13 protein-coding genes and 1 pseudogene are annotated in these 10,024 nt (G+C 70.2%); 7 read left to right on the top strand and 7 right to left on the bottom strand.

What is annotated here, in order from left to right:
• The coding region (locus J7E93_RS34085) for a pyridoxamine 5'-phosphate oxidase family protein (RefSeq protein ID WP_215073910.1) at positions 1-407 on the top strand (407 nt) is incomplete at its 5' end.
• Between the two features lie 11 nt (positions 408-418).
• Positions 419-850, top strand: coding sequence for a VOC family protein (locus tag J7E93_RS34080; RefSeq protein WP_215073909.1), 432 nt, complete (start codon positions 419-421; stop codon positions 848-850).
• Between the two features lie 50 nt (positions 851-900).
• Here the strand turns inward: J7E93_RS34080 and J7E93_RS34075 are convergent, their stop codons facing one another.
• From J7E93_RS34075 to J7E93_RS34055, 5 genes are all read right to left on the bottom strand, one after another.
• Positions 901-1,452: a GNAT family N-acetyltransferase gene (locus J7E93_RS34075; protein WP_215073908.1), complete on the bottom strand. Its 552-nt coding sequence runs from the start codon at positions 1,450-1,452 to the stop codon at positions 901-903.
• 107 nt (positions 1,453-1,559) lie between these two features.
• Entirely contained in the window at positions 1,560-2,177 is a 618-nt protein-coding gene (locus tag J7E93_RS34070) for a GNAT family N-acetyltransferase (protein ID WP_215073912.1), read from the bottom strand.
• A gap of 139 nt (positions 2,178-2,316) precedes the next feature.
• On the bottom strand, positions 2,317-3,108 hold the full coding sequence (locus J7E93_RS34065; protein ID WP_215073907.1) for an ABC transporter permease: 792 nt from the start codon (positions 3,106-3,108) through the stop codon (positions 2,317-2,319).
• Positions 3,105-4,061: an ATP-binding cassette domain-containing protein gene (locus J7E93_RS34060; RefSeq protein WP_215073906.1), complete on the bottom strand. Its 957-nt coding sequence runs from the start codon at positions 4,059-4,061 to the stop codon at positions 3,105-3,107. Before J7E93_RS34060 ends, J7E93_RS34065 begins: the two co-directional genes overlap by 4 nt.
• Before the next feature lie 12 nt (positions 4,062-4,073).
• Entirely contained in the window at positions 4,074-4,739 is a 666-nt protein-coding gene (locus J7E93_RS34055; protein ID WP_215073905.1) for a DUF4097 family beta strand repeat-containing protein, read from the bottom strand.
• A 224-nt stretch (positions 4,740-4,963) separates the two neighbouring features.
• Here J7E93_RS34055 and J7E93_RS34050 point away from each other — a divergent pair, with 224 nt between their 5' ends.
• Complete coding sequence (locus J7E93_RS34050; protein WP_215073904.1) at positions 4,964-5,710, top strand: helix-turn-helix domain-containing protein; 747 nt, start codon at positions 4,964-4,966, stop codon at positions 5,708-5,710.
• 138 nt (positions 5,711-5,848) lie between these two features.
• Here J7E93_RS34050 and J7E93_RS34045 read toward each other — a convergent pair whose 3' ends face one another.
• A complete protein-coding gene (locus J7E93_RS34045) occupies positions 5,849-7,210 on the bottom strand; it encodes a glutamine synthetase family protein (protein ID WP_158986756.1) in 1,362 nt (453 codons plus the stop codon).
• A 257-nt stretch (positions 7,211-7,467) separates the two neighbouring features.
• Between J7E93_RS34045 and J7E93_RS34040 the strand changes: the two genes are divergently transcribed.
• The 4 genes from J7E93_RS34040 to J7E93_RS34025 all read left to right on the top strand — a co-directional run bounded on the left by J7E93_RS34040 (position 7,468) and on the right by J7E93_RS34025 (position 9,693).
• A complete protein-coding gene (locus J7E93_RS34040; protein ID WP_251067494.1) occupies positions 7,468-7,788 on the top strand; it encodes a hypothetical protein in 321 nt (106 codons plus the stop codon).
• Positions 7,789-7,850: 62 nt separating this feature from the next.
• Positions 7,851-8,498: a DUF3105 domain-containing protein gene (locus J7E93_RS34035; protein WP_215073902.1), complete on the top strand. Its 648-nt coding sequence runs from the start codon at positions 7,851-7,853 to the stop codon at positions 8,496-8,498.
• Positions 8,495-9,145 carry a DUF305 domain-containing protein gene (locus tag J7E93_RS34030; RefSeq protein ID WP_308368882.1) on the top strand — a complete coding sequence of 217 codons (651 nt, stop codon included), beginning with the start codon at positions 8,495-8,497 and terminating at the stop codon, positions 9,143-9,145. The genes J7E93_RS34035 and J7E93_RS34030 overlap by 4 nt, the downstream gene beginning before the upstream one ends.
• A 128-nt stretch (positions 9,146-9,273) precedes the next feature.
• Positions 9,274-9,693, top strand: a complete 420-nt coding sequence (locus J7E93_RS34025; protein WP_215073901.1) for a CBS domain-containing protein — start codon at positions 9,274-9,276, stop codon at positions 9,691-9,693.
• Here J7E93_RS34025 and J7E93_RS34020 read toward each other — a convergent pair.
• Positions 9,678-10,024: pseudogene (locus tag J7E93_RS34020) on the bottom strand (alpha/beta hydrolase); the annotation flags it as partial. The gene J7E93_RS34025 and the pseudogene J7E93_RS34020 sit on opposite strands and share 16 nt — an antisense overlap.

The raw sequence follows: 10,024 nt of genomic DNA, 5'->3' as shown, positions 1-10,024 counted from the left end.
GCCACAAAAGCAACGGCATTGGCCCCAAGGGCATGGGGGGACCCCCATCGCCGCTGATCGCGGTCTGGTCGCAGGGCGCGCTGAACTTCTGCACCGGGCCCGACGAGCGCAAGGCGCGCAATCTGGCCGCCAACCGGCAGGTGGTGCTCACCACCGGCACGAACAGCCTCTCCGAGGGCTTCGACCTGGTCGTCGAGGGCGAGGCTGTTCAGGTGACGGACGAGACGCGGCTGCGGGAGCTCTCCGAGGCCTACGTGGAGAAGTACGGAGAGGATTGGCGTTTCGAGGTGCGCGACGGCGCTTTCGTGGGCGACGGTGGTACCGCCCTGGTGTTCGCGGTCGCGCCCCGTACGGCGTTCGGGTTCGCCAAGGGCGACCCCTTCGGCCAGACCCGCTGGCGTTTCTGAGGAGACCTTCCATGAACTGGACGCTCGAAGTCGTGCCCGTCCCCGTCACCGACCTGGACCGGGCCAAGGAGTTCTACGGCGACAGGTGCGGCTTCAAGATCGACCTCGACGACGAGGTGGCGCCGGGTATGCGCATCATCCAGGCGACCCCGCCCGGCTCGCGCTGTTCGATCGCGATGCTCAGCGGCATGCCGACGATGCCGGGCACGAAGGAGATGGCGCCGGGTTCCCTGCACGGTCTCCAGCTCTGCGTCACGGACATCGAGGCGGCCCGCCGTGAGCTGGTGGACCGGGGGGTGGACGTCACCCCCATCCGCCATGTCGGCGCGTCGGGCTGGGAGGACGGCAAGGGCGACACCTGGAACTCGTTCATGTCCTTCGAGGACCCGGACGGCAACGGCTGGGTGGTCCAGGAGGCCCCGTCGGAGCTGTCCGAACGCTGAGTCCGAACGCTGAGCGGGAGAGACGGGGGCGGGAGAGACGGGGGCGGCGCTCAGGTCGCGGGGGTGAACTCCACCTGGGTCTTGGGGGCGAACTCCACCCGGAAGTGCCTGAGCCGCTCGTCCTCCCCCACGTACCGCATCCCGGCCGCCTCCATGACGCGCTGCGAGGCCACGTTCCCCAGGTCGGCGTCGCCCTTGGCCCCGGCGGCCCCCTGCTCCCGCGCGCAGGCGAGGAGGGCCCGGAGCGCCTCGGTGGCGTACCCCCGCCCGCGTACGCTGGGAGTCAGCCCGTACCCGACGGTGACGAACCGCTCCCCGTCCGGCGGCCCGTGGAACCCGATCCCCCCGACGGCGAGCCCGTCCTCCCGCCGCCGTATCTCGTACGCCCGGAACACCCCCGGATCGCCCTGCGCGCCGCACCTGTCGAGGAAACCCCGCGCCCCGGCCATGTCCCCCTCGGCCGGGTATCCCTCGGCCCAACGGTCGTGGGTTGCGGGGTCCTTGGCGACGATCCGCTCGGCCTCGGCGACGGTCAGCGGGTGCAGCAGCAGTCGCTCGGTGGTCAGCGGCGCGAGCGCCTCGGGGTTCCGGATGATCTCCATCGGCGCAGTGTGGAACAGGACCGGTGAGGCGTCAACGCAGTTTCCCGGTGGGCGCCCGGCCCGGCCCGGAGCTTCCCCAGGCGTCGGCCGGGCGCGCGGATCCTTCCCTAGGCGTCGGCCGGGCGGCGCGGCTCGCGCCACATTCTCCACAGCGTCGGCCCCTCCCCCGGCAGCCGCAGCTCCTCGCGCACGGTGAAGCCGAAGTGCTCGTAGAAGGGCAGGTTGGACGGTTTGGAGGACTCCAGATAGGCGGGCAGGCCGGCCGCGTCGGCCTTCGCCAGCCCCGAGCGCAGCAGGGCGGCCCCGTGCCCCTGACCCCGCGTGGCCGGGTCGGCGCCGATCACCGCGAGGTACCAGTGCGGTTCCTGGGGTGTGTGCTGGGCGGCCGTCTCGACGGCGTCCCTGAACAGCGGGGCCCGGTCACCGAGAATGTTCAGGAGCTCCTGGATGGTCTCCCCGTCGGGAACGGCCTTGTCCTGCCCCTCCGGGGGTACCCAGAACGCGGCCGCCGCCTCGGTGCGCTCGCACACGCCGTGGTGGACGTACTGCCGGGTGAATATGGTGGCGAAGTAGCGGCCCAACTCCGTCTCGCGCGAGGCGTCGTGGGGGAAGAACCAGCGCATCATCGGGTCGTCGTCGAAGGCGCGGGCCAGGATGCGGCTGACCAGGGGAGCGTCGTCGATCGTTGTCGTCTTCGGCATGTTCGCCTTCGGCGCGTTCGTCATCGGCATACCGGTCATTCTCCATCCCCGTTGTCGCTGCTCGGTGGGTCGCACGCACGGGGCGGCGCACGCCGACGGGTGTCGGTGTACGCCGCCTCGGGTGGGACGGGTTGCGGGAGTTGGGCCCGCGTTGTCATGGCGGTTATTTCGGGTCGTGGTTGAACTTCGAGGTCGACCAGAGGTAACCGAGCACCGCGAGGCCCAGGCACCAGGCGATGGCGAGCCATCCGTTGTGGCCGATCTCGGTGCCGAGCAGCAGGCCGCGCAGGGTCTCGATGGCCGGCGTGAACGGCTGGTACTCGGCGATCGGCTGGAACCAGCCCGGCATGGCGTCGACCGGGACGAAGGTGCTGGAGATCAGCGGCAGGAAGATCAGCGGCATGGCGTTGTTGCTGGCGGCCTCGGCGTTCGGGCTGATCAGGCCCATGCCGACCGCGATCCAGGTGAGCGCCATGGCGAAGAGCACGAGCAGTCCGAACGCCGCGACCCACTCCAGGAACGTGGCATCGGTGGAGCGGAAGCCGATGGCCACGGCGACGGCGCCGACGAGGACCACGCTGATGACGGACTGCAGCACGCTGCCGACGACGTGTCCGACGAGCACGGAACCGCGGTGGATCGCCATCGTGCGGAAGCGGGCGATGATGCCCTCGGTCATGTCGTTGGAGACGGAGACCGCGGTCCCGATGGTGGTACTGCCGACGGTCATCAGCAGCAGGCCAGGGACGAGATACGCGATGTAGTCGGAGCGGTCCCCGCCGCCGATGCCCGCGCTCATGGTGTCGCCGAAGATGTAGACGAAGAGCAGCAACAGCATGATCGGGGTGAGCAGCAGGTTCAGGGTGAGGGACGGGTAGCGCCGGGCGTGCAGGAGGTTGCGGCGCAGCATCGTGGTGGAGTCGCGTACGGCGAGGGAGAGGGAGAGGGAGCTCATCGGACAGCCTCCTTGGGCTGGGCCGGGACGCCGGCGCCGCCGGTCAGGGCGAAGAAGACGTCGTCGAGGTCGGGGGTGTGCACGGTCAGTTCGTCGGCCTCGATGCCGGCCGAGTCCAGCCGGTCGAGGAGGGAGCGGAGCTCGCGCTGGCTGCCGTCGCCGGGGATCTGCAGCGCGAGGGATTCGTCGTCCCGGGCGGCCTCGCGCAGGGCGGAGGCGGCGCTCTGGTAGGCGGCCGGGTCGGTGAAGCGGAGCCGGACGTGTCCGCCGGGGATGAGCCGCTTCAGCTCCTCGGCGGTGCCCTGGGCGGCGATCTTGCCGTCGTTGAGCACGGCGATGCGGTCGGCGAGCTCGTCGGCCTCCTCCAGGTACTGGGTGGTGAGGAAGACGGTGACGCCGTCGGCGACGAGCTCGCGGATGATCTGCCACATGTTGTGGCGGGAGCGCGGGTCGAGGCCGGTGGTCGGCTCGTCGAGGAAGATGATCCGCGGGTTGCCGACCAGGGTCATGGCGATGTCGAGGCGGCGCTTCATGCCACCGGAGTAGGTGGAGGCGGGCTTCTTCGCGGCCTCGGTGAGATCGAAGCGCTCAAGGAGCTCGGCGGTGACCCGCCGCCCCTCGCGCTTGGTGAGGTGGTGCAGGTCCGCCATGAGGAGCATGTTCTCCTCGCCGGTGATCAGGCCGTCGACCGCGGAGAACTGTCCGGTGACGCCGATCGCGGCGCGGACGGCCTGCGGGTCGTCGGCGAGGTCGTGGCCGCCGACGCGGATCACGCCGTCATCGGCGCCGATCAGGGTGGAGAGGATCTTCACGGCGGTGGTCTTGCCGGCGCCGTTCGGGCCGAGCAGGGAGAAGACCGTTCCTTCGGGGACGGCGAGGTCGACGCCGTCGAGCACGGTCTTGTCGCCGTAGGACTTGCGCAGCCCGTTCGCTGAGATGGCCAGGTCGGTCATGAGGGTGCTCCTTCAGAGGCTGCGGGCGGTGATGTCGCCGTGGGAGGTGGTCGCGCGGATGTTCAGGTCGGCGGCGCCGTCGGTGTTCTTGAGCGCGTTGTGGATCCGGCCGTAGCCGGTGCCGGCGTCCAGGGAGGCGGACACTCCGTGGGCGGCGCCGATGGACACGTCACCCATCTGGGTGGTCAGCACGACCGCGCCGCGCACCGCCTCGGCGATCCGGATGTCGCCCTTCTGGGTGCTGATCTCCGCGGGGCCGCCCAGGCGGCCGACCACGACGTCACCGGCGAGGGCGGTGAGGCGCATGCTCGCGGCCTCGTCGATCTTGATCGCGCCGCTCGCGCCGTCGAAGGCGACGTCGCCGAGCCGTCCGACGCCCCGGAACTCGGCGCAGGACGACTTCGCCTCGATGCGCGAGCCGGCCGGCAGCTGGACGGTGACCTCGATCGATCCGGAGGGCCCGAAGTACTGGTTCGCCGCCGGGGTCGCGATCCGCAGGACGCCGTCGCGGTAGTCGACGGTGGCCTGCTCGGCGGCCTTGACGTCGCGGCTCTTGGCGGGGCTGGAGGGCCGGACCTCGACGACCGTGTCGGTCCGGTCGGCTGCGATGACCTGGATGCGCCCGGCGGGGATGTCGACGACGGCGGCGACCGGGGCGGGGGTGTCGAACGTCTGCATCGTGCTCTCCTGTGCTCGCTGGTGTTTCCGACATCGCAAAAGCTACGTTGCGTTCGAGGATCAGGCAACGGCTTCGTTGCACGGAAACGACATCAATGCAGGTAGACGGCAGGAAATCGTTGCAACGGCTCTGAATTTAACGCAACGTCAGCTACTCGTTCATTGCATTGGATAGCGAGTGAAAGCTACAGTGGAGGCACCAAGGAAGCGTGAAGGAGATCGCGATGCCGGGAGGCAGACTCACTCAGCAGGAACGTCAGCAGATCGCGCTGGGGCTGGCCGACGGGCTCGCCTACGCGGAGATCGCCAGACGTCTCGACCGCCCGACCTCGACCATCACACGCGAGGTCATGCGCAACGGTGGCCCCGTCGCCTACCGCGCCGACCTCGCGCACCGCGCCACCGAACGCCGCGCCCACCGGCGCAGGCAGGCCGTGCCCCGAGGGTCGCAGGCGCCCGAGCAGGCCCACGGACGCGACGCCGAGGCGGTGCGCGAGTACGAGGAGGCGTTCACCACCCTGCTCATGCAGCAGGGCCTGCCGAAGATGATGTCGCGGGTGCTGACCTGCCTCTTCACCACCGACGCGGGCAGCCTCACCGCGTCCGATCTCGTCCAGCGCCTCCAGGTCAGCCCGGCGTCCGTCTCCAAAGCGGTCGCGTTCCTCGAGAACCAGGGTCTGATCCGCCGAGAACCAGGCGAAGGCCGCCGCGAGCGCTACCTCGTCAACGACGGCGTCTGGTACGAGTCGATGATCGCCGCCGCCCGGTCCAACACCCAACTCGCCGAGACCGCACGGCAGGGCGTCGGCATCCTCGGCCCCGACACCCCGGCCGCCGTCCGCCTCGAGAACATCGCCCGCTTCCTGGACTTCGTCGGCGAGAGCATCACCCGCGCCGCCGAACAGGCCCGCGACCTCCTCTACACGAAAGCCGAAACGCCCTCGGGCGACGAGGCGGCCGCGCCTTCGTAGAGGCCCGCGCATCGGATCGTGAAGAACAAGCCCCGCACAGGGACTTGGGGGGCGAAAGCAGGTGAGACGGACTCAGGGCCGGCGGCTGAATGCCGCCGGCCCTGAGCCTTGTTCCGGTCGTCCGCCTCCGACCTGCGCCTACAGCACCGGGAGGTTCTTGCGCAGCTCGAAGGCCGTGACCTCCGAGCGGTACTCCTCCCACTCCTGCTTCTTGTTGCGCAGGAAGAAGTCGAAGACGTGCTCGCCCAGCGTCTCCGCGACCAGTTCGCTCTTCTCCATCAGGGCGATCGCCTCGCCCAGGTTCTGCGGGAGCGGCTCGATGCCCATCGCGCGGCGCTCCGCGTCGCTCAGCGCCCAGACGTCGTCGTCGGCGCCGGCCGGGAGTTCGTAGCCCTCCTCGATGCCCTTGAGGCCCGCCGCGAGGAGGACCGCGTAGGTCAGGTAGGGGTTGGCGCCCGAGTCGATCGAGCGGACCTCGACACGGGAGGAGCCCGTCTTGCCCGGCTTGTACATCGGGACGCGGATCAGGGCCGAGCGGTTGTTGTGGCCCCAGCAGATGTACGACGGGGCCTCGCCGCCCGCGCCCGCGCTGCGGGCCGAGCCGCCCCAGATGCGCTTGTAGGAGTTGACCCACTGGTTGGTGACGGCCGAGATCTCGGCGGCGTGCTTGAGCAGGCCGGCGATGAAGGAACGGCCCACCTTGGACAGCTGGTACTCCGCGCCCGACTCGTAGAACGCGTTGCGGTCACCCTCGAAGAGGGAGAGGTGGGTGTGCATGCCCGATCCCGGGTACTCCGAGAACGGCTTCGGCATGAACGTCGCCTGCACGCCCTGCTCCAGCGCGACCTGCTTCATGACCAGGCGGAAGGTCATGATGTTGTCGGCCGTGGAGAGCGCGTCCGCGTACCGGAGGTCGATCTCCTGCTGGCCCGGCGCGCCCTCGTGGTGGGAGAACTCCACCGAGATGCCCATCGACTCCAGCATGGTGATCGCCTGGCGGCGGAAGTCCATGCCCACGTTCTGCGGAGTGTGGTCGAAGTAGCCCGAGTTGTCGGCCGGGGTCGGCTTCGTGCCGTCCAGCGGCTTGTCCTTCAGGAGGAAGAACTCGATCTCGGGGTGGGTGTAGAAGGTGAAGCCCAGGTCCGAGGTCTTGGCGAGGATGCGCTTCAGGACGAACCGGGGGTCCGCGAAGGACGGCGAGCCGTCGGGCATGAGGATGTCGCAGAACATCCGGGCGGTGCCCGGGGCCTCCGCCCGCCAGGGCAGGATCTGGAAGGTGCCCGGATCCGGCTTGGCGATCATGTCCGACTCGTAGACACGGGCGAAACCCTCGATGGCGGAGCCGTCGAAGCCGATGCCCTCGTCGAACGCCTGCTCAAGCTCGGCGGGCGCCACGGCCACCGACTTCAGGAAGCCCAGCACGTCGGTGAACCACAGGCGCACGAACCGGATGTCACGCTCCTCGAGCGTCCGGAGCACGAATTCCTGCTGCTTGTCCATTTCCACACCCATCCTTGCTGGTCAGGCCGCCTGTTCCCACCGCCTTGGGCACACCGGGGGGCACCTGAGCATCCCACCACATGGTTTCGCGCACGTTGCACACCCATAGTGCCTGCCCGGGTGTGACACAGGTAACGCGGGACCGGACCATTCCGTCCACCCACCCGCCCACTCGGGCGCTCCGGCCACTACGATCTCCGCCCATGGGGGGCACTCCGCTCGTACGCCTGTCCAGGCGCGCGCGTCCCGTGGCACTGATGAGTGCCACGGCGACGCTCCTCGCCGCGCTCTTCGTCTGCCTGGGCGGCGCGGCGCACGACCCGCAGGCTCAGGCGCGGGTGCACAAGGAGCACGCCGCCGCCGCGGACGAGTACGTCTGCCCGTACGACCGTGGCGACTGCTCGCTCTTCCCCTCACTCGGCCCGGCCGTGCTCACCGTGCCGCCCCTGGATCCCCCGCCGCACGCGGAGGGCCGGGTCCCGCGCCTCGCGCCGCCACACGGCACCGTACGGGCGCCCCGCCAGGGCGCCCAGCCCCGCGCGCCGGACCTGCACGTCCTTCAAGTACTGCGGACGTAGCCGCCCCGCCGTACCTCTCCGCACTCCGACCACCCCCACCCCCCGAGAAGGACGACATCACCATGGCCGCCAACCGCTCCTCCAACTCCGACCGCCGCGCCCGAATAGAGGAGATGCGCCGCGCCGAGCAGGCCCGCGAGCGCCGCAACCGCCTGATCACCATCGGCGTCTCCGCCGTGGTCGTCCTCAGCCTCGTCGGCTTCGGCGGCTACGTGCTCAACAAGAAGTCGGACGAGAAGCAGCAGCAGGAGACCGCCGCCAAGGCCCCCATCAAGGACGAGAAGTCCTGGGACGCCAAGAAGCTCGGCCGCAACCACGTCACCACCCCCGTCGCGTACGAGATGAAGCCCCCGGTCGGCGGCGACCACGACCAGGTCTGGCAGAACTGCGACGGCGACGTCTACACGAGCAAAATCGCCGAGAAGAACGCCGTCCACTCGCTGGAGCACGGCGCCGTCTGGGTCACGTACAACAAGAAGGCCGCCGAGGCCGATGTGAAGAAGCTGGCCGAGAAGGTCGGGAAGACCCCGTACTCGCTGATGAGCCCGGTCGACGACCAGGCGGGCGCGATCATGCTGAGCGCCTGGGGCAAGCAGGTCACGGTGGACGGCGCGAGCGACCCGCGGGTCGACGCGTTCTTCACCAAGTACGTGCAGGGCCCGCAGACCCCGGAGCCGGGCGCCGCCTGCACTGGCGGGATCGGTCAGTGAGCGGCACCCGCCTGAACCGTACGCAGTGGGCGGCGGTCACCGCCGTCGCCCTCGCGGCGCTGTTCGCGGGGGGCGCCGTCACGGTCGCCTCGGCGGACCGCGAGGAGGCCCCGAGGTCGCCGGTGTCGGACTCGGCGGACGCGGGCTTCGCCCGAGACATGGCGGTGCACCACCAGCAGGCCGTCGAGATGTCGTTCATCGTGCGGGACCGCACGACGGACGAGGACGTGCGGCGGCTGGCGTACGACATCGCCAACACGCAGGCCAACCAGCGCGGCATGATGCTGGGCTGGCTGGACCTGTGGGGGCTGCCGAAGACCGAGTCCGGTGTCGAGCCGATGACCTGGATGGGCATGGGCGGCCACGGCGACACCGGCCCGCTCGACGGGGCGCTGATGCCCGGCATGGCGACGAGGACGGAGCTGGAGAAGCTGCGGAAGGCCACCGGCAAGGAGGCGGAGATCCTCTACCTCCAGCTGATGACCGACCACCACAAGGGCGGTGTCCACATGGCCCAGGGCTGTGTGGAGAAGTGCTCGGTGGACGTCGAACGGAACCTCGCGCAGGGCATGGTCGAGGCCCAGGAGTCCGAGATGGGTCTGATGGCGGAGCTGCTGCGGCAGCGGGGCGCGAAGCCCCGCTCCTGACGTCGCCGGGCGACCGGCGCCGGCCCGGCCCCCGCGACCGCACCGGTCGCGGGGGCCGCCGCGTACGCGCACAATGGGTGACGCTCGGGGACGTACGTACGACGACGTTCTACGGAGGTACGCACCCCATGACCACGGCGAAGGACATCATGCACTCCGGGGCCCGCTGGATCCCGGCACACGAGACGCTCGACCGCGCCGCGCAGCTGATGCGCGACCTCAATGTCGGCGCCCTGCCGATCGCGGACGAGAACGAACGGCTCTGTGGCATCATCACGGACCGCGACATCGTGGTCGGCTGTGTGGCCATGGGCCACGACCCGGCGAAGGTCACCTGCGGCGAGATGGCGCAGGGCACCCCGCGCTGGATCGACGCGGGCTCGGACGTGAGCCAGGTCCTCGACGAGATGACGGGCCACCAGATCAAGCGGCTCCCGGTCATCGAGAACAAGCGCCTGGTGGGGATGATCAGCGAGGCCGATCTGGCCAAGCACCTGGACGACGAGCAGATCAAGGAGTTCTGCGCGAACGTCTACGCCAGGTCCTGATCCAGCACCGCCCGTGCCACCGCGTCCGGGCGGTCCAGCATCATCAGATGGCCCGACGGCTCGACCGCCTCGTAGCGGGCGCCGAGCCGCCGGGCCAGCGCGCGCTGCCGCCGCGCCCAGCGGGCGGAGCCGTCCGGAGCGGCGAGCACGGTGGCGGGCAGGCCGGGCGGCAGGGGGAAGCGCTCGCGCAGGGCGAGGAGTTCCGCGGCGACCGCCCGGTAGTGGGTGTTCTCCAGGAGGGCGCCGTGCAGCACGCGCGAGGTGGCGTAGCAGCGGCGTACGAGTGCGGCGGGGGCCGGGTCGCCGCCCGCGGTGCGCGACAGCCGTACGG

This window comes from Streptomyces sp. ISL-36 (assembly GCF_018614205.1).
GTDB lineage: Bacteria > Actinomycetota > Actinomycetes > Streptomycetales > Streptomycetaceae > Streptomyces.
The sequence above is the reverse complement of the archived record's forward strand: the minus strand, read 5'-3'. Positions and strand labels throughout refer to the sequence as shown.

Bases quoted from the DNA above. Each gene is read 5' to 3' on its own strand.
- J7E93_RS34080 (WP_215073909.1), top strand. From the start codon at position 419: ATGAACTGGACGCTCGAAGTCGTGCCCGTCCCCGTCACCGACCTGGAC.
- J7E93_RS34075 (WP_215073908.1), bottom strand. From the start codon at position 1,452: ATGGAGATCATCCGGAACCCCGAGGCGCTCGCGCCGCTGACCACCGAG.
- J7E93_RS34070 (WP_215073912.1), bottom strand. From the start codon at position 2,177: ATGACGAACGCGCCGAAGGCGAACATGCCGAAGACGACAACGATCGAC.
- J7E93_RS34065 (WP_215073907.1), bottom strand. From the start codon at position 3,108: ATGAGCTCCCTCTCCCTCTCCCTCGCCGTACGCGACTCCACCACGATG.
- J7E93_RS34060 (WP_215073906.1), bottom strand. From the start codon at position 4,061: ATGACCGACCTGGCCATCTCAGCGAACGGGCTGCGCAAGTCCTACGGC.
- J7E93_RS34055 (WP_215073905.1), bottom strand. From the start codon at position 4,739: ATGCAGACGTTCGACACCCCCGCCCCGGTCGCCGCCGTCGTCGACATC.
- J7E93_RS34050 (WP_215073904.1), top strand. From the start codon at position 4,964: ATGCCGGGAGGCAGACTCACTCAGCAGGAACGTCAGCAGATCGCGCTG.
- J7E93_RS34045 (WP_158986756.1), bottom strand. From the start codon at position 7,210: ATGGACAAGCAGCAGGAATTCGTGCTCCGGACGCTCGAGGAGCGTGAC.
- J7E93_RS34040 (WP_251067494.1), top strand. From the start codon at position 7,468: ATGAGTGCCACGGCGACGCTCCTCGCCGCGCTCTTCGTCTGCCTGGGC.
- J7E93_RS34035 (WP_215073902.1), top strand. From the start codon at position 7,851: ATGGCCGCCAACCGCTCCTCCAACTCCGACCGCCGCGCCCGAATAGAG.
- J7E93_RS34025 (WP_215073901.1), top strand. From the start codon at position 9,274: ATGACCACGGCGAAGGACATCATGCACTCCGGGGCCCGCTGGATCCCG.